Source organism: Bartonella capreoli, from assembly GCF_902813205.1.
Taxonomy (GTDB): domain Bacteria; phylum Pseudomonadota; class Alphaproteobacteria; order Rhizobiales; family Rhizobiaceae; genus Bartonella; species Bartonella schoenbuchensis.
The window spans coordinates 304959-328309 of record NZ_CADDZX010000001.1; the positions used below are offsets into that span (position 1 = coordinate 304959).

The window sequence follows — 23351 nt, forward strand, 5'->3', positions numbered from 1 at the left end:
TAAAGAATGGCTGGAGAGATAAGTGTGGCGATTGCGGTGGGAAGTCATCAGGTAAAGACATCAGTTTTTGTGTATAAGGTGTTACAATCTCTACGGCGTTTATGGGTGGGGCCTTTATTTCGTTGGCGATTTTTGGGTTTTCATCCGCAAAGAATTTTAGCCCATCCCATTGATTTGCACTTAGCTGATTCAAAAGTAGCACATGAATTTTACCATGGCCGTTTTGCTTTTGCTGGTCGGGTTGTTCAGTCTGGTTCTCTTTCGCCTTTTTCATTAGTTCCACCAACGCCAGAATGGGAAGCAGCACTTCATGATTTTCATTGGCTGCGGCATATGACGCCAGCACGCAACCCATTAGCTATAGCACATGCGCGCTCTTTATTAGAAGATTGGCTTGATCATAGTGGTAAGAAAATAAAAGGGCTTTCTTGGAGTGGGGGGGTTGTTGCACGACGTTTGATTTCATGGATTTGTCATTCGCAAATATTGTTGGAAGGTGCAAGTGAACAGTTTAAAAAGCGTTTTTTGCATTCGTTTGGTTTTCAATTTCGTTATTTGCGTATATTAATTCACAGTATGGAAGAAAATGATCAACGCTTACAAGCGGCGATCGCTTTGGTATTTTCTTCTTTGGCTTTGCCTGTTTGTGCTGCCACAAGGAAGAAGATGCAAACCTATCTTATCCGTGAACTTTCACGTCAAATTCTTGTCGATGGGGGGCATATTTCACGCAGTCCTGCTATTTTGCTCAGTTTACTGTTGGATTTATTATCTTTGCGTGATCTTTACAAACATAGCAATGAAACACTGCCACGTGTTTTAATTGATTCAGTTGAACGTATGTTACCAGCTTTGCGGTTTTTTATCCATGAAGATCAAACACTTGCACATTTTAATGGGGTTGGTCCTGTTATGTCGGGGCACCTATCGACTATTTTAGATTTTGATGAAACAGGGGCAAATCCTTTTAGTTATGCGCGTTATTCTGGTTTTCAGCGTTTACAGGCCAATCAAACAACTGTACTTGCAGATACGGGAAAATTTCCACCACATTTTGCTTCAGAATATGCTTGTTCGGGATGTTTATCATTTGAGATGTCTTCTCAAGGAAACCGCTTTATTATCAATGCGGGTATTGCTCCTTATGGGGGGGAAGAGTATCGGCATTTCGGGCGTGTCACAGCGGCACATTCAACAGCAACAATCAATGATTGTTCGGTGGGCATTTTTCGCAAAAAAAAGAGCAAAAATACTTCCCTGTTGCTTGAAGGACCGACGGATATTAAAGTGCAACGTATAGAAGAAGCAGAAAAGATTGGTTTTATTGCATGCCATGATGGGTATGTGCGACCTTTTAATCTTATTCATGAGCGCGGTCTTACTTTAACGACAAATGGAGCGATTATTGAAGGGTTTGATCGCTTTTTCATGCCGCATACTGCTCACTCAAATGGACATAAGGCTGATTGTAATGAGTCTCATTGTGTTGTCGTTCGGTTTCATCTTCACCCCGAAGTTGAGGTCATCCATAATGGAGACAGTGTGCATTTGGCTGTGGAAGGTAAGAAGATGTGGCATTTTATGTCGCCTGATACGGATATTTCTTTAGAAGATTCGATTGATTTTGCTGAATTAACGGGCCCACAACGCACGCAGCAAATTGTTTTATATTTCCGCCCTGCGTTGACAGAAAAAATTCATTGGCGTTTTGTTCGCCTTGAGTCAGAGTAGGAATATGCTTTTGATGTTGGAATGAAGGTGGTTTTATTATTTATGGATTTCAGAATTTTAAGCCTTATATTCTTTCAGTTTTTTGGAAAAGAGATATATTCTATAATAATACATTATAAATTTGCTTGAATTTTAATCCTTTTATTTTTAGAATCTTCCTTATGGCTGCTATTTCAAAAAATTATTCTACGCCTGATCTTCATCAGGTTCGTCGTGCTCTTCTTTCTGTTTCTGATAAAACTGGTTTGGTGGAGTTTGCACAAGCGCTTCACGCTTATGGGATTGAGCTGATTTCAACGGGGGGGACATCCAAAGCATTAAAGGATGCTGGTTTACCGGTAAAAGATGTTGCTGAGGTAACAGGATTTCCGGAACTCATGGATGGGCGTGTTAAAACACTCCACCCATTGATTCATGGTGCTTTATTGGGCATTAGAAAAGACCCAGACCATGCAGCTGCTATGGAAGAACATGGTATTTGTGGGATTGATCTTGTTGTGGTTAATTTATATCCTTTTGAAGCAACAATTCAATCGGGGGCAGATTCACAAACGATTCTTGAAAATATTGATATTGGTGGCCCAGCGATGATTCGCGCAGCGGCTAAGAACCATGCTTATACGGGTGTTGTGACATCAGTTTGTGATTATGATTTGGTTTTGGATGAATTAAAGAAACATAATGGGTGTTTAAGCTTTTTATTGCGTCGTCAATTAGCAGCACGTGCTTATGAGCACACAGCTTCCTATGATGCAGTAATAGCGGCTTGGTTTGCACAAGATTTAAAAGTTGAAATGCCATCTTGGCAGAATTTTTCCGGTCATCTTGATAGTGTGATGCGTTATGGGGAAAATCCGCATCAACGGGCAGCGTTTTATCATACGCGTGATAAACGTTTTGGGGTTGCAACCGCAACGCTTTTACAGGGTAAAGAACTTTCTTATAATAATATGAATGATGCAGATGCAGCATTTGAGCTTGTGGCAGAATTTGATCCTTGTAGAACCGCTGCTGTTGCTATTATTAAACATGCCAATCCTTGTGGTGTTGCAGAAGGGCAGAGTTTAAAAGAAGCTTATTTAAATGCTTTAAGATGTGATAACATATCAGCATTTGGTGGGATTGTTGCTTTAAATCGCCCTTTAGATGAAGAGTGTGCAGGAGAGATTGTTAAGCTTTTTACGGAAGTAATTATTGCTCCTGATGCGACAATGGGGGCACGTGAAATCATTGCACAGAAAAAAAATCTCCGCTTATTGATAACGGGGGGGGTGCCTAATCCACGTTCTGAAGGGCTGATTTTTAAAACACTTTCAGGGGGAGTTTTAGTACAGTCGCGTGATAATGCGGTGGTTGAGGATTTAAAACTCCAGGTGGTAACGAAGCGGGCGCCAAGCCAAGATGAGATGCGTGATCTTCAGTTTGCGTTTCGTGTTGTTAAACATGTTAAGTCAAACGCTATTGTTTATGCAAAAAACAGTGCAACAGTGGGTATTGGTGCTGGCCAAATGAGCCGTCTTGATTCAGCTAAAATTGCAGTTCATAAAGCTGAAGAAAACGCAAAAGGAATGGGTTTAACAGAGCCTTTAACCAAGGGATCTGTTGTTGCATCAGATGCGTTTTTTCCCTTTGCTGATGGTTTATTGTCAGCTGCTGAAGCTGGTGTGAGCGCGGTTATTCAACCAGGTGGGTCAATGCGCGATAAGGAAGTTATTGCAGCGGCTGATGCGCATAACTTGGCAATGGTTTTTACAGGTGTGCGCCATTTTCGCCATTAAAGCGTATGGTTTTTTATTTGTTTTTGTTTACCAGTCGAATGAAGGAAATTTGGCAATATGCTCCTATGCTATAAACGCACGACAGTTATGTGATTATAGCACAACTTATTTGTGAAATTTGCTCTATCTTATGGATCTCAAGAATTTAACGTAAGATTTGGGTAAAAAACATGAACATTCTACAGTCTTTTGGTTCTTGGCGCCGTTATCGTCGGACAGTTAAGGCATTAAATAATCTTTCAACATATGAACTTAATGATCTTGGTATTAATCGGGGTGATATTCGTTCAATTGCATGGCGTTTTTCGCGCAAATCTCTTTGATGTTTGTTTTTGATGAGCACTACTTACACGTGATCACTTGGGTGTGAAATTTAAAGGGGGCGTTTTGATGCGGGGTTTGTGTTTTCCCCTATTGTAGAAATAGGGGAAGAGGGCAAAAAAGAGAATTGTTTTCCTATCAGCTTTACAAGTTTATGAATGATGTTTCTTTGAAAAGAAACCGAGTAAAGTCTATAATTTTCAGCACAATATGATGATATCTTAAGTAATGCATGCTCTTTTTAAAAGAGGGGGGGGTATTTGAGTATTTATTTTATGAGATGGGGATATTTGAGGGTTTTATCTTTTTTAGTTATTATATTTTGAAAGCAGAAAAAAAGATGCACCCAAAACACCAGCTGCTAAAATGAACCATGTGAGAGCATAGCTAAGGTGATTATTGTTAAAATGTACAACTGTTAGACCGACAATAGGAAGATTTCCTTGTGTGGTTATTTTTTGTGTAACATCAATAAAATAAGGGGCCACATTGGAAAGCCCTAGTTTTTGGGCCATGGCGGGGAGTTGGCGTGTATACCAGAGATTTTGATCAGGGTTATTTTTGCGTGGAAATATTCCCTCTCCTTCGCTCATACGTAAAAAACCGGTGATTGTAGTCTGCTCTGTATTCGTGGAAGAATGGGGATGAGGTGGGGTGTTTTCTTGCTCAAAGTGATGGCGTGCATCCATAGGAATAAAACCACGGTTTACAAAGGTTAGAGTATTATCGGCTGTTTGTAAGGGGGTTAAAACCCAATAACCAGTGGTATCTTGAGTGAGGGCTGTTATAAGAATATTTTTGTCTGTTAAAAGCTTTCCGGTAAGTGTGACGGGGCGATATTCATCTTTATCAAAAGTAACATGCTCCCATTGATCTTGGGGGGGAGCTTTGATGGGGGGTAAATGAATGCGCTGATTAGCACTGGCAATAAGATTCGTTTTCCAGTTTAGCCGTTGCATTTGCCAGACGCCTAGTGCACTGAAAAGCAAAAAAAAGCTTATACATAAAATGCCAAGCAGAATAGAAAAAAAACTTATATTTTTGTTGTGTGATTCTATAGGAGATTGTTTCATTTTAGTCATCAATTCTCTTTTAGCATGTTCAGCGTTTAAAGAAAATATTTTATGTGTTTTTTTCAAAAATGAGTAACATATCTGTCAAAAAGGCAGTAATATTGGTAATCACGCGAAAAAAATATGGTTGATATTGGTGATGGAACTGCAAAATTGATAAAATAAGTATCAATAAGCATTGATAAATATCAAAATGCTTGACCTTTTAGTGCTAACACCTTATAAACCCGACATTTCCAATGATGCTTGTTCAAGGCTAAATTTGGTGTGCTTGGCACCCGTTTTGTATTGCTGGATTTGGAATTTAAAAGTTTCTTAAAGTTTAAAGGTGAAGTCTATGTCTCGTGCCTGCGAATTAACAGGAAAAGCTGTCCAGTATGGGAATAATGTTAGCCATGCCAATAATAAAACGCGTCGTCGTTTTTTGCCAAATCTTTGCAATGTGACATTAATTTCGGAAGTGCTTCAGCAAAGTTACCGTTTACGCATTTCAGCGCATGCTTTACGTTCAGTTGAACATCGCGGTGGTCTTGATTGCTTTTTGGTGAAAGCTGATGATAAAGAGTTGTCGCAACGTGCGCGTTTATTAAAACGCCAGATCATGAAGAAAAAAGCTGAACAAGCTGCTTGATTGATTTTGATTCAAAGCAGAATTTAAAATGTTTGCTCTTGTTTTTTGAGGGTGAGATTTTAAATCTGTGGGTGTTTAGCTTATACTATTGATTGATTCGCGTTTATACCTCAGGTTACAAGGAATGTTTTCAACCTGTAAATCTTTAGCAGAGCAGCAAAGAAAAAAGCATATTGTTTTTGCAAGTTTTGCAATGTGTTTGGCGGTGACTGCTTCCAATATTTTGGTTCAATATCCTATCTATTGGTTTGATTTGAATGAAATCTTGACCTATGGGGCTTTTACCTATCCAATTGCTTTTCTGATTAATGATTTAACGAATCGTTTTTATGGTCCAGCTGCGGCGCGACGTGTTGTGTATGCTGGTTTTATAACGGCTTTTTTTGTTTCTTGGGTATTAGTTACGCCACGGCTTGCCATTGCTTCTAGTATGGCATTTTTATTTGCGCAATTACTGGATATTTTTGTTTTTACACCTTTGCGACGTAAAACATGGTGGAAGGCACCTTTAGCAGCAGCATTGGCTGGCTCAGCTTTGGATACGATATTGTTTTTTGCCATTGCTTTTTCTAGTCATTTTAGCTTTATCGATCACATGACAGGTTATGTTGATAGTTCTATCTTGGATAAAACAATATTTTTTGGGTTTGATGTTCCAGTTTGGTTCTCACTTGCTTGTGGTGATTTTTCGGTCAAAATAGTGATGAGTCTGGTTATGCTTGTGCCTTATGGTACAATTTTGAGAAGTTTTAGAGCTTCACTTTTATCAGAGAATTAAAAAGAAAGCTTTTCGTTAGTTTTTTTAAGATTTATCATCAATTCATAAATATGATCAGATTTTATAGTGTATTTGTGGAAATAAATGGCATTTGAAATGTGCTTTATTTATGTGTTTGGTGCATGCAAATCATTTATCGTGGATGTTTATCTTTTGAAAATATTGTGTGAGCGATTAGTTTTTTTAGGGTCAAAGAGTGTTGCTAATTGTTTTGTCATGGCATCTGCTAGTTCTTCAGCGTTGACGATTGTCACGGCGCGTTGGTAATAACGTGTGACATCATGACCAATGCCAATGGCAATTAATTCTATAGGTGAATGTGTTTGGATTTCTTGGATGACAGCGTGCAAATGCTTTTCAAGATAAGAACTAGGATTAACAGAAAGTGTCGAATCGTCGATTGGTGCACCATCAGAAATGACCATGAGGATGCGGCGAGATTCGTGTCGTGATAGAAGGCGCTGATGCGCCCAAATGAGTGCTTCACCATCAATATTTTCTTTGAGCAATCCTTCCTGCATCATTAGGCCTAAATTACGTCGGGCACGGCGCCATGGTGTATCGGCACTTTTGTAGATGATATGGAGCAGATCATTTAAACGCCCTGGATTATCAGGTTTATTTTGGTTGTTCCATTCCTCCCGGGCTTGACCGCCTTTCCAAGCTTTAGTGGTAAAGCCTAAAATTTCGACTTTGACTTTGCAGCGTTCAAGTGTTTGCGCTAAAATATCAGCACAACTTGCTGCAACAGTAATTGGTCGTCCTCGCATTGATCCTGAATTATCAATGAGCAATGAGACAACTGTATCACGAAAGTGTGTATCGTGTTCTCTTTTAAAAGAAAGCGATTGCATGGGATCGATAATGAGGCGTGCAAGTCGTGCTGTATCCAGATGTCCTTCTTCAAGATCAAAATGCCAAGAACGATTTTGTTGTGCCATAAGACGGCGTTGCAGGCGGTTTGCTAAGCGTCCGACAATGTTTTGGAGATGATTTAATTGTTTATCAAGGCAGTGGCGTAAATGATCTAATTCGCTTTCTGAACAAAAATGAGTCGCTTCTGAAATTTCATCAAATTGACGCGTGAAAATTTTATAATCAGCAAGTTTCTCCATTGGCTGAGAAACATCAGAAGAGCATTTGAATTTCCTTTGTTCTTTTTGCCAAGTATTTTCCTGTTTTTTTTGGGTTGTATCATCATCGCTTAATTGGGTGTTTCGTGTGCTCTTTTTATCATATCTATCATTGTTTTGGTCAGTTGTTTTTTGTTCTTTATTTTGAGAGTATTTTGCGCTTTCGCTTTCTTCTTTATCTGGGCTTTTGGTTTCAAGATCATTGTTTGGTTTTCTACTGCGTTCCCTCTTGGAATTTTCATTCAATTGGTCGGTAATTTTCAATGCAATAAGCATTTGATGAACAATATGTGCAAAAGCTTTTTGGTTATAAATATGATATGTAAGCTCACGCAGTTCTGTTGCAGCTTTTTGTTCAATTGATTGACGCCATAATTCCAATATGGGTTCAGCTTCTTGTGGAGGGGGGCGTTTTGTTATCTTTTCACGCAGTAAAAGTGCAAGTGCATCTTCTAAAGGCGCTTCATTTTGATGGCGCACCATTTGGTAATGGGTTTTTTGGTATTTATCGGCGAGCATTGTATCAAGATTTTGAGCAATTCCTTCCATTGCTAAGGTGCCGATTGCTTCAACGCGTGTTTGCTCAAGAGCATCAAAAATAGCACGTGCTTCTGGTTGTGTTGGAGCAGACTTGGCATGAATATGGGGATCATGCCATGCTTTGTGTAGTGCTATGCAATCTCCCAATGCACGGGTAATGGTGACATCTTTTTGTGTTATGTGTGGTGGTAATATTGATAGGCGAACATAATTGTCGTTTGTAGATGATTTATTTTTGTTAAAAGTGATTTCAAAATTGCATGTGCTAGAAAGTGTGCGGGTACAGATAGAAACGGCTTTTTTAAAAGCTGCAATGTCAAACTTACCATTGGGAGAGTGGTTTATTTGATGTTTGCTGTTGTCACCAACTTCTGTCGTCATAATTGACGCATTCCTTAAAGATCAGACATTATAGATTGAGTGATTTGGATAAATTGAGTGATTTGGTAAGCTCTTTTCCAAAAGCACGTTGGTAAAACTCTGCAACGATTGAGTGTTCGAGTTCGTCACATTTATTAAGAAAGGTTAATTGAAAAGCCAAGTCAACATTTTGAAAAATTTCAGTATTTTCTGCCCAGGTGATTACGCTGCGCGGGCTCATAACCGTTGAAAGGTCACCATTGATAAAGGCTTGGCGTACCATGTTGGCTACATGCACCATTTGTGAAACTGTTTTTTTTCTTTGAGATGTTTGGAAATGTTTGACTTTTGAACAGACAATGTCAACTTCATGGTCATGGGGTAAATAATTTAATATCGCCACAATAGACCACCGGTCCATTTGGGCTTGGTTAATTTGTTGTGTGCCATGATAAAGCCCTGTTGTATCGCCAAGGCCAATGGTATTTGCTGTTGCAAAAAGGCGAAATGCTGGATGAGGAGCGATAACGCGGCTTTGATCGAGTAAGCTCAACCGTCCAGAGGCTTCAAGTACCCGTTGAATAACAAACATAACATCAGGTCTGCCTGCATCATATTCATCAAAAACAAGAGCAATGTTATTTTGATAAGCCCAGGGTAAAATGCCATCTTTAAATTCAGTAATTTGTAGGCCATCTTTCAAAACGATGGCATCTTTTCCAACAAGGTCAATGCGACTGACGTGACTGTCAAGATTAATTCGAATACAAGGCCAGTTAAGACGTGCTGCAACTTGTTCAATATGTGTTGATTTACCAGTGCCATGATAGCCAGAAACCATAACACGACGATTAAAAGCAAAGCCTGCTAAAATGGCTAAAGTTGTTTGCTGGTCAAAAAGATAATCGGGATCTAAGTCAGGGACATGTAAGCTTTTTGCGCTAAAAGCGGGTACTTTCATGTCTGTATCAATATGAAATATATCACGAGCGCAGACTGTGATATCAGGAACATCGGTAGCGTGATTTGGTTTTGTCATTGTTTTTTTGGAAGGGTATCCACTCTTTATTATTTGAGTTGAAAAACAATACAAGACATCAATTGCTGATGCAATGCTCTTTAGAAAGAGAGGGAATGGGGATTGAGATCTATCACTTTTTAATATTTCATGGTGCTTTTAAAACAAGTAAATTAAACAAGAAAACAGCTTGCACTAAAGTGGATTGCTTTGAGCACGGTGATCCTCCTTTAGCACAGGCCGGATTTCTTGAGTAAATTATAGGCGTGTAAAACATCGCGGAAACGTTCTTCTGAAGAACGGTTACCACCATTGGCATCAGGATGATGTTTTTTGACCAGTTCTTTATATTTTGTTTTAATATCCTCAGCTGAGGCATTGGCTTGTAACCCTAAAGTATCAAAAGCTTTGGCTTCCAAAGGTTTTAATTTTCGTGAGGTTGTACTGGCTGAGTGACGTTTGGTGAAAAATGAAAAAGGATCACGCATACGGTTTTGATAAGCCGCTGTTCCAGAGCGAATTGTTGCATAATGAGGGGATGTTTTTTTTGATGCACTATTGCTCCCAGTAGACCACGTAGGGCGGTGCCCTGTGAGGGCGTCTTTCTGAAAATTTGCGATATCTTTATCGCTAAGGCCTGAGAAATAATTGAAGTCTTTATTATAAGTACGTACATGATCAAGGCAAAAGTAAAAATACTGCCCTTCACGATTACGGCCTGCTGGTGCTTTGTGCACCCCGGTTTTTTCACACCCCTCCCATTGACACTGTTGGGCTTGTGCTTCACCTTGTTTTCTTTTATTGGAGCTGATACGAATTGAATCAAATAGTTTAGATGTTGTAGCCATGTTTTTGGTTTATGCAAAATCGGTGTGTTTGACAAGGATTGACTTTGAAAATTTATTTTCATACTTAATGTAGTGTCGAAGATGGCTAATTACACTATCCATTTTAGTGGAGAGTAAAGAAAAAATGTCTACTGTGATTCAAACAGTCATCGAAACAAAGCTTCGTGATGCTTTTTGCCCACAAAAACTTGAAGTGATTAATGAAAGCAGTCTTCATGCGGGGCATCGTCATGAAGGTGGTGTTTTTAATAGTCATGGGGAAACGCATTTTCGGGTGAAAATTTTCTCTTCTTCTTTTTCAGGTATGTCACGGGTAGAAAGACACCGGGCGATTTATAAAGTTTTACAGCAAGAATTAACGACGCATATTCATGCTTTGGCTCTTGAAGTTGAAGCTATTTGAGATGGTTTTTCTGATTCAATGACTTTTGAAGCACGAGGATGTGCTTTTTGATAAACTTCTAATAAGCGGTCTGTATCAATGTGGGTGTAAACTTGTGTTGTCGATAAACAGGCATGGCCAAGTAATTCCTGAATGGTACGCAAATCCCCTCCACGCGACAAAAGGTGGGTTGCAAAAGAATGACGCAATGCATGGGGTGTAGTCGTTTCTGGTAAACCAAGACGAGCACGTAAATTTTGAACAAGGCGTTGAATAATAGCCGGTTGTAGCGGGCCACCTCGAACACCACGAAACATTGGTTGAGTGCTCACTAAAGAGTAAGGGCAGCATTTAAGATAAGCCTCTACCATTTCGTAAACGGTTTTAATCAGTGGAACTAGGCGTGTTTTACCCCCTTTTCCTATTATAGATAAACTTGTTATCTCTGGATCAGAAAATTGTTCCGGTGTAAGTGCTAAAGCTTCTGATATTCGCATTCCGCAGCCGTAAAGGAGTGCTAAAACAGCAACGTTACGGGCAATAATCCATGGTTCATCTTCTTGCTGATTTTCTGGTTTGATGATATGCAATGCTGCTTGTACGTTCAAAGGTTTAGGTAAAAGCTTTGGGTGTTTTGGTGTGCGAATAAGTTTAGCAGCTAGGGTATCAACGATACCCTCACGCGATAAGTAATTGAAAAAAGAGCGCAAACTCGCTACATTTCGGCTTAAAGAGCGTGCACTTATTTTTAACGTACGCCGATGAGCCAAATAAGCACGCAAATCAACTACACGCAAATCAGCAAGGTCTTTGCAAGTTACTTCATGCCCGAGGTGATGACACAAAAAAATCAAAAATTGTCGTGTATCGCGTTCATAAGCTTGTGCTGTGTGTGTAGCCATACGACGCGTTTTTACAAGACCCTCTAGCCATTTTTTTCTTGCAACCAAAAGACCTTGCTCCGCTGGGATCAGAGGAGCATTTTGGCCTTTTTTTGTTGTCATTATTGGAGGACATTCCTAGTTAAGGGTATTTTTTTCCTTTGTATGTTTTTCAGAACTAGCCTCCTGCCCATTTGTTTTTTCTTTCTGTTCCACAGAATTAGCAACGGCTTGACTTTCACCTTTTAAAGAGAGTACCTTTAGAAGGTTATTCATTGATAAAAGATGCGCAAAAATCCGCCCTAAAAAGCCGTTTTTATGCAATTTAGCAAGTTGATGAGCGGGTAATTTATGAAGTTTTTCTTCATCAACAATCCAGAAGTCTTCTAATTGAGCTGAAAGACCTTTGTCGTTTTTAACATTAATTGACTTTTGACTAAGAAGGTCCATCTTAACAAGGGTATCAATAAATTCAGCCGTTCTTTCCATACCGATTTTAAAGTGCTCGAGGAAATTGATACGCTCTTCCATGAAGGGAGAAATAGATCCATCGGAATTGAAAAGTTCTATACCGGTAACGTCATTAAACATACCAGATTGTTGGTCAAAACAAACGGAAAGCTCTTTTTGATCTTGTATTTGTGCAAGAACAAAAGGATAACGACGAATAAAAGCAGGGATATAAGTGTCACGTTGCCAACTTTTATCAGCAGTAATGTAATTATTTACATCATTAGAAAGACCTACAAGAGCGATGGATGTGTAATGGCGCTTTTTTTGCTCATCTTCTGCACTCATAAACAAGATAGGGTAATCGAGAGCAGCTTGAAAATATTCATCACTTGCTAGGGGAACCCAATGAGTATCCTTTGCAAAGGACATATCTTGTGAGGGATTGAATTTAAGACTTTTATGAAAGGTCTTGTTGATTGGAGTAACATTTTTATAAAAAAGCATAATATTCGCCATCAGACTTCTCCTTTTTTCATTCACTCTATGCCACAAAATACGCTTTTATAGAATTTTTGTATGGCAACAAGCTCTAATGGACAATAATTTAAGTATATAATGATTCTTTCTTTTTAGAAGAGATGATATTATACATGAAACAAAAGAGAAAAAAACTTAAAAAGGCAATTTGTCTTGCTATTATTGGTTCAGCCCACGGAATCAGGGGGGATGTTTGGGTTAAGGTATTGGGAGGTGAGCCTCAGCGCTTAAAGACTTACGGTATCCTTTATGATGAAGGAGGGCGCTGTTATGAAATTGCAACATTTCGGGTGCAAAAAAACGATGCAATTGTGCGTTTTAAAGGGGTGGAGGAGCGAAGTGCTGCTGAAGCTTTAAAGGGAATTAACCTTTATATTAAGCGGGATCAATTGCTTGATGATTTGGCTGAGGATGAATTTTATCAAATCGATTTGATTGGGCTTTGCGTTTATGATGATGCAAACAAACTTCTTGGTGAAGTGAGCGGTTTTTTTAATTTTGGTGCTGGTGATTTGCTTGAAATCCGTTTAGATGGTGGCAAGAGAGAGCTCATTCCATTTAGCAAGGCGGCTGTGCCGGAAATTTGTGTTGCTTCTGGTTTTATTGTGATCAATCCAGTGGCAGCTGGTTTGGTTGCATGAAAGAAGAATAATAAACAAGGGAGATTTGAACAAAAAGAGTGGGATGAGAGAATAAACATGGGATTTCAAGCACATATTTTAACACTTTATCCTGAAATGTTTCCAGGATTATTGGGTTATTCTTTAGCAGGGCAGGCTCTAGAGCGAGGGATATGGTCGCTCAATACAGTACAGATTAGAGACTTTGCTTTTGACAAACACCACAGTGTTGATGATACACCGGCTGGTGGTGGTGCTGGTATGGTGATGCGGGCAGATGTGTTAGCTGCTGCAATTGATAGTTGCCCCCCTGATTTGCCAAGGTTTTTGTTGAGCCCACGGGGACGCCCTTTTAACCAAAACTATGCTCGTTCTTTGGCGCGTGGTTTAGGCGCGATATTGGTGTGTGGTCGTTTTGAAGGGGTTGATGAACGCGTGATAAAAGCGCGAAAATTAGAAGAAATTTCAATTGGTGATTATATTCTTTCAGGTGGAGAGGTGGCTGCATTGGTTCTTATGGATGCAATTGTACGGCTTTTACCCGGTGTTATGGGCAATCAAGCTTCTGGAGAATGTGAAAGTTTTGAGAATAGTTTGCTTGAGTATCCCCATTATACGCGTCCTTCAGTTTTTGAAGGACTTACTATTCCACCGGTATTGACATCAGGCCATCACAAAGCTATTGCAAATTGGCGTCAAGAGCAGGCCGAATGCTTAACACGTCAACGTCGACCTGACCTTTATGCTCTTTATACCAAAAATCTTCGAAAAGCTTGATTCATTTTTAAAGATGGTGTATTGCACAACGCACTTTTAAGAGAGTTTTTTGAAAAAAGCTTTCTATGGATTTAAAAGAAATAAATTCTAAAAGAAAAAAATAGTGTATTCGCTCTTGTTTAAAGCAGAGCCCAGGTGTTTAAAGCAGAACCCAAAGAATATCCTTTTTGTGTGAAAGGCAGCTTTGTGGTAAGAGTTGAAGGCTCTGACTGTTCGAAAAGAACATGAAGGATGAAAGAAATGAATATTATAGCGCAGCTTGAAGCTGAACAATGCGCAAAAATTGAAGAAAAACGCCAATTTCCAGCGTTTCAGGTGGGAGATACATTGCGCGTTTTGGTCCGTGTGACGGAAGGTACGCGCACACGTGTTCAGGCTTATGAAGGAATTTGCATTGCACGTTCGGGCGGTGGTTTGAATGAGAGCTTTACAGTGCGCAAGATTTCTTATGGCGAAGGTGTTGAGCGTGTGTTTCCAATGTATTCTCCCTTGGTTGAAGGTGTTGAGATTGTCCGTCGGGGTAAGGTTCGTCGTGCAAAGCTTTATTACCTTCGTGGTTTAAGAGGAAAGGCTGCACGTATCGCTGAAAAGAGAGATTACCGTAAGAATGCTAAGGTTTCTGAGGGAGGAGAAAAAACAGTCGTTGCAGAAAAAGTTGAAGACAAGACTGCTGAATAAATATTTCTTTAAAGTTTTTTTAAAAAAAGCGGCTTTTATGCCGCTTTTTTGCTTTGTGAGGGAGAATTGCGATTAAAAAGAACTTCTTTATCAAGGAATTTTATACAAAATAAGAGAGATCCCTATAGAGATGCTTATAAGAGATGCTTGGTGATCAAATTTTAGAGAATCATTTTGTTTTTCATGGAAAAATGAAAGGTGTCTTTTAATATTTTATTTGCTTTGTATTGATCTTACAAAATGTGTGTAGTGGTTAACTTTAACAATATTTTTGTAATGAATTGTTTGTTACTTTTTTGATGCAAAAATTGCTTACACAAAAACTATCAAGAAACCGATATGCTCTTATAAAAATGGGTACATTTAAAAATGGGGAGATTGGAGGAGATGTAGAGATAGCACCTCCTTGGTCGTGTGAATTAAAAGTTATTCCAATAATTTTCGTTATAATGAGTCTTTCAATGTATTTTTATGAAGGAAATGCGGGTTTGATGAAGGAACAAATATAAGCAAAAAGCTGTAACACTGTTATTGAAGTTGAATTTGGTATGTGTGGATTATTGGGTTCAATCTATTGATCTTTTAAGAGAGAGGGGTTTGTCTTTAAAAGAGAAGCTTATTTTAATAAGGGGAAGTTTATTTTAATGTTAAGCGTAATTTGAAAGTTCTCTATAAAGAAGAGCGGTATTCGTTTTTTCATAATGATTTAATATAGTTAATGATTTAAACTGTAAATATTGTGAAGTATTTCATTACTATTTAACGGGTGGGATTTGAGTGCGTTTGAAAAAATACATGTTTGCGTTGAAGAAACAATGTTTAAGCCTTTGACGTGAAGATAAAATTGTACTAAACAAAGCAGGCTTTATGGTTTATTGCTATAAGCTAATCGGTTTTTTTTATGCGCGACCTTTAATCCGTTATTTGAGATAACCGACCTGTAATGTGCGCCTTTAGGTATCAAAATTGGAATGTGCTTGATCGTTTATTATGAGTTTTCTCGTTTGCGATAAAGTTGCAATAAAAGTCAGGTCAGAGTTTTTATGATAGAGACATCTAGGATAAAAGATCGCCCTTATTCTCCCCATTTGAGTATTTATCGTTGGTCGATTACTATGGCGATGTCGATTGCACATCGTATCACTGGTGTAGCGCTTTATTTTGGAATGATATGTTTTGCCATTTGGTTGGGGGCAATCGCTTGCGGGAGTGATACGTTTAAAACGGTTAATGGGATTTATGGATCTTTCCCGGGGTTGTGTGTGTTATTTCTTTTTACGCTTGCTGGGGTTCACCATATGGTTGGCTGTATTCGCCATCTTGTTTGGAATATGAAGCCTTGTCTTTTAGCAAAAGAAAAAGCAACTGCGACTGCTTGGGCAACTGTGTTTATTACCCTTATTGTGACATGCGCAATTTGGGTTATTGGATATGGGTTGTCTTGATAGGGGATGGAGAGAAATATGAAAAAAGATTTTCGAACAGAGTTTGGGAAAGTGCGTGGTTTTGGAAGTGCGCATGAGGGAACAGGGCATTTTTGGTTAGAAAATCTGACGAGTTTTACCAGTGTGCTGCTTTGGATATTTTTTATTGTTCTTGTTATTTCGCTTGTGGGGGAGGGGTATGATGTTATTTATGCACGACTTTCGCACCCTATTGTGGCGGTTTTAATGGGTTTGATGACTTTTTCAAGCCTTTATTATATGAAACTTGGAATGCAAGTTGTTATTGAAGATTATATTCCACATGGAAATTTGCGGATATTATTTTTAGTATTAAACACCTTATTTTGTTGTGTTTTGGGTGGTTTCATTATTTTTGCTCTTTTAAAAATCGTATTGGGAGTTTAACCAACATGGTGGCTACAGTATCGTCTTTGGGCCCTAAAGCGGGTCATGCTCCTTATCATTATGTAGATCATAAATTTGATGTTGTTGTTATTGGCGCTGGCGGTTCAGGTTTGCGTGCAACCCTTGGCATGGCTGAACAGGGGTTAAGGACAGCATGTATTACAAAGGTTTTTCCCACTCGTTCACATACAGTTGCAGCACAAGGCGGTATTGCAGCGTCTCTTGCAAATATGGGGCCTGACAATTGGCAGTGGCATTTGTATGATACAGTGAAAGGCTCTGATTGGCTTGGCGACACTGATGCGATGGAATATTTGGTGCGCAATGCTCCTGCTGCTGTTTATGAATTAGAGCATTATGGGGTTCCTTTTTCGCGTACACAAGAGGGTAAAATTTACCAACGGCCTTTTGGTGGGCATACGACGCAGTTTGGAGAAGGTCCGCCAGTTCAACGTACTTGTGCGGCGGCTGATCGTACTGGGCATGCTATTTTGCACGCGCTTTATGGGCAAAGCTTAAAGCATAATGCGCAATTTTTTATTGAATATTTTGCGCTTGATTTGATCATGACCGATGGTGTGTGTACAGGTGTTGTGGCGTGGAATTTAGATGACGGTACAATTCACCGTTTTTCTGCTAAAATGGTTGTTTTGGCAACAGGTGGTTATGGACGTGCTTATTTTTCTGCTACATCAGCCCATACATGTACAGGTGATGGCGGTGGAATGATTGCACGTGCTGGGTTGCCGCTTCAGGATATGGAGTTTGTTCAATTTCACCCCACGGGTATTTATGGTTCTGGTTGTTTAATCACAGAAGGGGCGCGTGGAGAAGGTGGTTATTTGATCAATTCTGAAGGTGAACGTTTTATGGAGCGTTATGCGCCTTCTTTTAAAGATTTGGCTTCACGTGATTTGGTTTCACGTTGTATTACGCTTGAAATTCGTGAAGGGCGTGGGGTTGGTGCCAAGAAGGACCATATTCATTTGGTTCTCAATCATATTGATCCTGCTATATTGCATGAACGTTTGCCGGGGATTTCTGAATCAGCACGAATTTTTGCAGGTGTTGATGTGACAAAAGACCCTATCCCGGTTTTACCAACAGTTCATTATAATATGGGTGGTATTCCTACCAATTACTATGGGGAAGTTTTAAATCCAACAAGTGATTCGCCTGATTGTGTTCAACCGGGGTTGATGGCTGTGGGTGAGGCAGGGTGTGCATCTGTTCACGGTGCCAATCGTTTGGGTTCCAATTCACTGATTGATCTTGTGGTATTTGGGCGTGCGGCTGCAATTCGTGCAGGAAAAATAATTGACCGCAATGCAGAGATTCCGGCAATTAATGAAACAGCTGTTGATGAAATTATGGCACGTTTTGATCGTTTGCGTTTTGCTCAAGGGCATACACCAACGGCGGTGTTGCGTGAAAAAATGCAGCGGACTATGCAGGAAGATGCTGCAGTATTCCGTACGGCAGATTCTTTAAAGCAAGGATGTCAGCGTGTAAGTAAACTCTGGAATGAACTTTCTGATCTTAAAGTGACAGATCATTCGTTGATTTGGAATTCTGATTTGGTTGAAACATTAGAGCTTGAGAATTTGATGGCAAATGCTATTACGACAGTTCATTCTGCGGCTGCGCGTTTAGAAAGCCGTGGGGCGCATGCACGTGAAGATTATCCAGAGCGTGACGACAAAAATTGGCGTTGCCATACACTTTCGCATTTGTCAAAAGATGGGAAAGTGACATTATCCTATCGGCCTGTTCACGTGGATCCATTAACATCTGAGGCAGATGGCGGTATAGACTTAAAGCGCATTGTGCCTAAAAAACGTGTTTACTAAGGGGAGAATGAGTCATGGTTCAAATTAGGCTTCCCAAAAATTCTCGTGTAAAGGCTGGAAAGATTTGGCCTAAACCTGAAGGTGCGACACAGCTGACAGAATTTCACATTTATCGTTGGTCACCTGATGATGAGGATAATCCTCGTCTTGATACCTATTATGTGGATCGTTCAGCATGTGGTCCGATGATTCTTGATGGTCTTTTGTTTATTAAGAATCATATTGATCCAACTTTGGCGCTTCGTCGGTCGTGTCGTGAGGGTATTTGTGGTTCATGTGCGATGAATATTGATGGGGTCAATACGCTAGCTTGTACTAAAGGGATGGATGATGTGAAACATCCCATCAAGGTGTATCCTCTTCCCTCTATGCCGGTTGTTAAAGATCTGGTTCCTGATTTGAAGCGTTTTTATGCGCAACATCGTGCTATTGAGCCTTGGTTGCAAACTGTTTCACCTGAGCCTGCAAAAGAGTGGTTGCAAAGCTATTCTGATCGTCAAAAAATTGATGGTCTTTATGAGTGTATTCTTTGTGCGTGTTGTCAAACATCGTGTCCAAGTTATTGGTGGAATGGTGACCGTTATTTAGGGCCTGCTGTTTTGCTTCAGGCTTATCGTTGGATTGCTGATTCGCGTGATGAAATGAGTGGGGAGCGTCTTGATAATTTGGAAGATCCTTTCCGGCTTTATCGATGCCATACGATTATGAATTGTACGCAAACTTGCCCAAAGGGTTTAAATCCGGCTAAAGCGATTGCTGAGATTAAAAAACTTATGGTTGAACGCCGTCTTTAAAAAATTGTTAGCTTAGAAAGTTAGCTAGAAACAAAAGCAATAGAAGGAAGTGGGGGCATATGTGTCCTTGTCTTTTTTATATGCTTTGGAAGGTGGGGTTATTGAATTTTTTGCTGTGCACTTGCTTTTCTTTTGTATTGTGCATTTTAGAATCTATTAGCACCTTGAAATTATACTTGTGTTTTTGAGATGTGTTGTGCTCTTGAAACGCACTTGTGTTCGTGAACGATACGATAGGTGCGGTTGTGTAAATAAGGGCTTTTACTGTTTTTAAAAAGGGGAAGAGGGGTGCTGTGGTTCATTTAGAGCGGGAGTCCACGTAAAAGGCGTGGGGCATTTGGGGTAAGGCCGGAAGCTTCTTGAATGAAATATTTTTTTATTTTTGGCCTCTGATTAACAAATCCAAGACCAATATCACGCAGTACTCTCAAAAATAGGGTATCATTAGAAAAGAGCTTGTTGATCCAGTCATTACTCAAGGCCATACGCACGGTTTCGAAACGTCGCCAATTTTGATAGCGCTCAAGAGCGATGATTGACCCAATATCAAGACCTAACCGTGCTGTTTTAATGATAACTTCAGCCAAAGCTGCACTATCACGAAGCCCTAAGTTAAGACCTTGGCCTGCAATGGGGTGAATTGTGTGGGCAGCATCTCCCACAAGAGCAAAACGGGGTTTAATGCAAGAATATGCTAGCGAAAGGGCTAAGGGAAATCCTTGGCGTTCGCCATCCCAAGTTAGTTTTCCAAATCGGTGACCGATACGTTTTTCGAGTTCTGTTTCAAAAATAAGAGGATCAGCTTTAAGGTAATATTGAGCGGTTTGATGGTCTTCATTCCATACAATGGCTGATCGATTGCCTTTAAGGGGCAAAAGAGCAAAAGGCCCGGCAGGCAAAAAATGTTGAATTGCTTGACCATGATGGGGTTTTTCATGTTCGATAGTGCATATGATTGCTGTTTGTTTATAGGGGTGCACAAAGTTTTTAAGGTTTGCTTTCTCGCGTAGTTTGGAACGTGTTCCATCGGCTGCGATCAGCAATTGTGTTTGCCAAATTTCTTTATTGCTTAAGGTAACAGTTGTGTGGTGGTCTTCTTGATAAAAATCAATAACACGTGCAGTTTTGATGAAAGAGATATTCAGTTCTTTTACACGTTTTTTTAAAGCAGCAGTAAGCTCTTTATTTTCAATCATAACGGCAAAGGGCTCGCCAGGGGTGATATCTCCTTCAAAGGTTAAAAGGGTTGGTTTGAAAAGATCATTAACGCGCGCATCGGTAATGAGCATTGAATGAATAGGTTGAGCATGAGGCTTAATATGTTCCCAGCATTGCAATTGCTTTAACATACGGATAGAAGCAGCGGAAATAGCTAGCGCTTGTCTTTTTTTATTAGGTGTATTCTCTTGAGAGGGGGCATCGACAATGTTTATTCTCAATTCAGGTGCGGCTTGTTTGAGCGCTAGCGCAAGTGTTAAACCAACGATTGCTCCCCCTGCGATGAGGAGATCACATTGTTTTATATTTTGATTCATATTAAAAGACACTACATTTCTTTCTACTTTTATGTAGTTTATTAGCTCTTAAATGAAAATAATACCCTTTTTAAAAATTATTTTTACAGTTTTAATTAAGAAATTGCTGTAATAAGAGTGGTTAAAATGGCATTAATATTTTAAAACTATAAGCTGTAATGTTTTTAACTATAAGCTGTGAAACCAGTTTTTTATGAAAAGTTTTATGTTTGGAATTGATTGATGCGCCAAGGTTTGTCTTCTGATCATTTATCAGAAAGGCTTGATTATCAAAGTCTACGTCTTGTGAATTTATTTTTGCGTCAGATTGGTGCCTTCATTGGGCTTGGGCTTTTGGGTCTTATTATTTTTTGTGTTTTAGCTTTAGCAACATGGAATGTTGTAGACCCATCATTGACTTATGCCAATGCTCATGAGGTTACAAATCTTATGGGGTGGCCTGGTGCGATTTTTTCAGATTTTGCTATACAGTTTTTTGGTTTGGCGAGTTTGTGCATTTTATTACCCCCGTTTTTTTGGTCACTTTTATTGTTGGCACAAAAAGATATTCGTAATTTTATATTTCGTCTTTTTTTGTGGGGGGTATCAGCGATTTATTTTTCAGCTGTTTTTGCTTTGTTGACACATTTTGCCTCTTTTACGCGTTGGCCATTGCCAATTGGTTTTGGAGGCGTTGTGGGTGATAAAATTTTAAATACTGCTTATTTATTTTTTCCTTCCTTTTTTGCTTCTTTTTCTTCCTTACAAATTGCTTTTATAGGTGTTTGTCTTGCTCCTTTAGGTTTTGTGATAGCTGCTTTTGCTGGCAATGTGGTGTGGCGTTGCAAGAATGATGACAAAAAGAAACAAAAAAACAAAAAGGTCAAAGTAACAGATTCAGTCAGTGATGATGTGGAAGAGGCTCATCACTCTATCTATGAAGTGCTGCTTGGTTTTTTTGTTACAGTTTTTGGAGCAGTTTTGCATTTTCTTTATTTTTTACAAGCGCGTTTGGGGCGCCTTTTTTCATGGAGCAAGAATTCTAAAAAACAAGATGATCTTTCTGAGCAACAAAGTTGGCTCCCTGAGGGGGAAGAAAATGTATTTGGTCGGGTTGAACCGGTTTTATTTGAAGAAGAAGGAAAGCAGGAGTCTTGCCCCCATAAAGAATCTGTTTCGTCCTCCAAGGGCCGTGTTTTCAAGCCGTCAAAAGTTGTTTTTAAAAATGGTTTTACGCTTCCGCTTTTGGATTATCTTTCTGTTTTTCCACCGGCTGAGAAAGATGCGAGATTGTCTCCTACTGCTTTAAAAGAAAATTCTCGTGAACTTGAGACAATCTTATTAGATTTTGGTGTTAAGGGTAAAATGATTAATGCACGCCCTGGGCCAGTTGTAACTTTATATGAATTTGAGCCAGCAGCTGGTATTAAATCTTCACGTGTTATTGGATTGGCTGATGATATTGCTCGTTCAATGCGTGCTATTTCAGCACGTGTTGCTGTTGTTCCAGGGCGCAATGTGATTGGAATAGAGTTGCCCAATGCAACGCGTGAGACGGTTTATTTGCGGGAAATTTTGCAAGCTCAAGAATTTGTTCACAACAAAGCAAACTTAGCGCTTGCTTTGGGTAAAACAATAGGTGGTGAAACGGTGATTGCAGATTTGGCAAAGATGCCGCATCTTTTGGTAGCAGGTACCACTGGGTCGGGTAAATCTGTTGCTATTAATACAATGATTTTGTCACTTCTTTATCGTATGACATCTGAGCAATGTCGTTTAATTATGATCGATCCTAAGATGCTTGAACTTTCGATTTATGACGGTATTCCGCATTTATTAACGCCGGTGGTAACAGATCCTAAAAAAGCAGTGATTGCTCTTAAGTGGGCTGTTCGTGAAATGGAAGAACGCTATAGTAAAATGTCAAAAGTTGGCGTTCGTAATATTGATGGGTTTAATGCGCGTTTAAAAGAAGCACAAAGTCAGGGCGAGACATTGACACGAACGGTCCAAGTGGGATTTGATCGCACGACTGGTGAGCCCCTTTATGAATCAGAAACTCTCGATTTAAATCCTATGCCCTATATTGTTGTTATTATTGATGAAATGGCAGATTTAATGCTTGTTGCGGGGAAGGATATTGAAGGAGCAGTTCAACGTTTAGCACAAATGGCGCGTGCTGCTGGTATTCATGTGATTATGGCCACGCAGCGCCCTTCGGTGGATGTTATTACGGGTACGATTAAAGCTAATTTTCCTACACGCATTTCTTTTTCTGTTAGTTCAAAGATTGATAGTCGGACAATTCTTGGTGAACAAGGAGCTGAACAATTGCTAGGGCAAGGAGATATGCTTTTTATGATGGGAGGGGGGCGTATTCAGCGTGTTCATGGTCCTTTTGTTGCTGATAATGAAGTTGAACAGGTTGTTGCTCATCTGAAAGCTCAAGCGCAGCCTGATTATTTAGAGGCTGTTACACAAGAAACGGCAGATCATGGCGTTGATGTTTCGCTTGTTTCTCCTGCGGAAAATGATCCTTATAGTCAAGCTGTTGCAGTTGTTTTGCGTGATCGTAGGGTTTCAACTTCTTATATTCAGCGTCGTTTAGGGATTGGATATAACCGCGCTGCTTCACTAATTGAGCGAATGGAAGAAGAAGGAATCATTAGCTCTGCTAATCATGCGGGAAAACGAGAAATTTTAGTACCTGCTGAAGAAGAGCCGTTAAAGTAAAAGCCTTTAAGTGAATTTTTTAAATAATGCTTTAATAAATATTTGCGAGTTAAAGGCGCTGTTTAATGTTT

General features: G+C 39.6%; 21 protein-coding genes. 14 read left to right on the forward strand and 7 right to left on the reverse strand.

What is annotated here, in order from left to right; translation table 11 throughout:
• The first annotated feature begins 6 nt into the window (after positions 1 to 6).
• The 3 genes from J7R05_RS01215 (at position 7) to J7R05_RS01225 (ending at position 3832) form a co-directional block, all read left to right on the forward strand.
• Positions 7 to 1731, forward strand: a complete 1725-nt coding sequence (locus tag J7R05_RS01215; protein WP_208540843.1) for a heparinase II/III family protein — start codon at positions 7 to 9, stop codon at positions 1729 to 1731.
• Between the two features lie 161 nt (positions 1732 to 1892).
• The gene (gene purH / locus J7R05_RS01220) at positions 1893 to 3509 is read left to right on the forward strand and encodes a bifunctional phosphoribosylaminoimidazolecarboxamide formyltransferase/IMP cyclohydrolase (RefSeq protein ID WP_208540844.1); all 1617 of its coding nucleotides are present in this window, start codon (positions 1893 to 1895) and stop codon (positions 3507 to 3509) included.
• 170 nt (positions 3510 to 3679) lie between these two features.
• Complete coding sequence (locus J7R05_RS01225; RefSeq protein ID WP_010704399.1) at positions 3680 to 3832, forward strand: DUF1127 domain-containing protein; 153 nt, start codon at positions 3680 to 3682, stop codon at positions 3830 to 3832.
• Between the two features lie 306 nt (positions 3833 to 4138).
• Here J7R05_RS01225 and J7R05_RS01230 read toward each other — a convergent pair whose 3' ends face one another.
• Entirely contained in the window at positions 4139 to 4912 is a 774-nt protein-coding gene (locus tag J7R05_RS01230; RefSeq protein WP_208540845.1) for an SURF1 family protein, read from the reverse strand.
• Between the two features lie 328 nt (positions 4913 to 5240).
• On the opposite strand from J7R05_RS01230, the gene rpmB reads away from it, so the two are divergent.
• Both rpmB and J7R05_RS01240 read left to right on the forward strand, forming a co-directional pair.
• Positions 5241 to 5534 carry a 50S ribosomal protein L28 gene (gene rpmB / locus J7R05_RS01235; protein WP_007476415.1) on the forward strand — a complete coding sequence of 98 codons (294 nt, stop codon included), beginning with the start codon at positions 5241 to 5243 and terminating at the stop codon, positions 5532 to 5534.
• A 124-nt stretch (positions 5535 to 5658) separates the two neighbouring features.
• On the forward strand, positions 5659 to 6312 hold the full coding sequence (locus tag J7R05_RS01240) for a VUT family protein (protein ID WP_208540846.1): 654 nt from the start codon (positions 5659 to 5661) through the stop codon (positions 6310 to 6312).
• Between the two features lie 146 nt (positions 6313 to 6458).
• Here J7R05_RS01240 and cobT read toward each other — a convergent pair whose 3' ends face one another.
• The 3 genes from cobT to J7R05_RS01255 all read right to left on the reverse strand — a co-directional run bounded on the left by cobT (position 6459) and on the right by J7R05_RS01255 (position 10211).
• Positions 6459 to 8366, reverse strand: coding sequence for a cobaltochelatase subunit CobT (gene cobT / locus J7R05_RS01245; protein ID WP_208540847.1), 1908 nt, complete (start codon positions 8364 to 8366; stop codon positions 6459 to 6461).
• A 28-nt stretch (positions 8367 to 8394) separates the two neighbouring features.
• Positions 8395 to 9384: a cobaltochelatase subunit CobS gene (gene cobS, locus J7R05_RS01250; protein ID WP_208540848.1), complete on the reverse strand. Its 990-nt coding sequence runs from the start codon at positions 9382 to 9384 to the stop codon at positions 8395 to 8397.
• Positions 9385 to 9593: 209 nt separating this feature from the next.
• Positions 9594 to 10211, reverse strand: a complete 618-nt coding sequence (locus J7R05_RS01255) for a J domain-containing protein (RefSeq protein WP_208540849.1) — start codon at positions 10209 to 10211, stop codon at positions 9594 to 9596.
• 124 nt (positions 10212 to 10335) lie between these two features.
• Here J7R05_RS01255 and J7R05_RS01260 point away from each other — a divergent pair, with 124 nt between their 5' ends.
• Positions 10336 to 10614, forward strand: coding sequence for a BolA family protein (locus J7R05_RS01260; protein WP_208540850.1), 279 nt, complete (start codon positions 10336 to 10338; stop codon positions 10612 to 10614).
• Here the strand turns inward: J7R05_RS01260 and J7R05_RS01265 are convergent.
• Both J7R05_RS01265 and J7R05_RS01270 read right to left on the reverse strand, forming a co-directional pair.
• The gene (locus J7R05_RS01265; protein WP_208540851.1) at positions 10581 to 11597 is read right to left on the reverse strand and encodes a tyrosine recombinase XerC; all 1017 of its coding nucleotides are present in this window, start codon (positions 11595 to 11597) and stop codon (positions 10581 to 10583) included. The two genes, J7R05_RS01260 and J7R05_RS01265, sit on opposite strands and share 34 nt — an antisense overlap.
• A 15-nt stretch (positions 11598 to 11612) precedes the next feature.
• Positions 11613 to 12443: a SapC family protein gene (locus J7R05_RS01270; RefSeq protein WP_208540852.1), complete on the reverse strand. Its 831-nt coding sequence runs from the start codon at positions 12441 to 12443 to the stop codon at positions 11613 to 11615.
• Between the two features lie 134 nt (positions 12444 to 12577).
• On the opposite strand from J7R05_RS01270, the gene rimM reads away from it, so the two are divergent.
• The 7 genes from rimM to J7R05_RS01305 all read left to right on the forward strand — a co-directional run bounded on the left by rimM (position 12578) and on the right by J7R05_RS01305 (position 19033).
• Positions 12578 to 13105 carry a ribosome maturation factor RimM gene (gene rimM, locus J7R05_RS01275; RefSeq protein WP_208540853.1) on the forward strand — a complete coding sequence of 176 codons (528 nt, stop codon included), beginning with the start codon at positions 12578 to 12580 and terminating at the stop codon, positions 13103 to 13105.
• Between the two features lie 57 nt (positions 13106 to 13162).
• Positions 13163 to 13861: a tRNA (guanosine(37)-N1)-methyltransferase TrmD gene (gene trmD / locus J7R05_RS01280; protein WP_208540854.1), complete on the forward strand. Its 699-nt coding sequence runs from the start codon at positions 13163 to 13165 to the stop codon at positions 13859 to 13861.
• 240 nt (positions 13862 to 14101) lie between these two features.
• Complete coding sequence (gene rplS / locus J7R05_RS01285; protein WP_208540855.1) at positions 14102 to 14539, forward strand: 50S ribosomal protein L19; 438 nt, start codon at positions 14102 to 14104, stop codon at positions 14537 to 14539.
• Positions 14540 to 15582: 1043 nt separating this feature from the next.
• Positions 15583 to 15984: a succinate dehydrogenase, cytochrome b556 subunit gene (sdhC, locus tag J7R05_RS01290; protein ID WP_078690223.1), complete on the forward strand. Its 402-nt coding sequence runs from the start codon at positions 15583 to 15585 to the stop codon at positions 15982 to 15984.
• Positions 15985 to 16002: 18 nt separating this feature from the next.
• Positions 16003 to 16389 (forward strand): succinate dehydrogenase, hydrophobic membrane anchor protein, encoded by a 387-nt coding sequence (sdhD, locus tag J7R05_RS01295; protein WP_208540856.1) that lies wholly within the window; start codon positions 16003 to 16005, stop codon positions 16387 to 16389.
• 5 nt (positions 16390 to 16394) lie between these two features.
• A complete protein-coding gene (sdhA, locus tag J7R05_RS01300) occupies positions 16395 to 18239 on the forward strand; it encodes a succinate dehydrogenase flavoprotein subunit (protein WP_208540857.1) in 1845 nt (614 codons plus the stop codon).
• 14 nt (positions 18240 to 18253) lie between these two features.
• Positions 18254 to 19033, forward strand: coding sequence for a succinate dehydrogenase iron-sulfur subunit (locus J7R05_RS01305; RefSeq protein WP_078690221.1), 780 nt, complete (start codon positions 18254 to 18256; stop codon positions 19031 to 19033).
• A gap of 302 nt (positions 19034 to 19335) precedes the next feature.
• Here the strand turns inward: J7R05_RS01305 and J7R05_RS01310 are convergent, their stop codons facing one another.
• The gene (locus J7R05_RS01310; RefSeq protein ID WP_208540987.1) at positions 19336 to 20568 is read right to left on the reverse strand and encodes a ubiquinone biosynthesis hydroxylase; all 1233 of its coding nucleotides are present in this window, start codon (positions 20566 to 20568) and stop codon (positions 19336 to 19338) included.
• A 222-nt stretch (positions 20569 to 20790) separates the two neighbouring features.
• Between J7R05_RS01310 and J7R05_RS01315 the strand changes: the two genes are divergently transcribed.
• Positions 20791 to 23280 carry an FtsK/SpoIIIE family DNA translocase gene (locus tag J7R05_RS01315; RefSeq protein ID WP_208540858.1) on the forward strand — a complete coding sequence of 830 codons (2490 nt, stop codon included), beginning with the start codon at positions 20791 to 20793 and terminating at the stop codon, positions 23278 to 23280.
• The last annotated feature ends 71 nt before the right edge of the window (positions 23281 to 23351 follow it).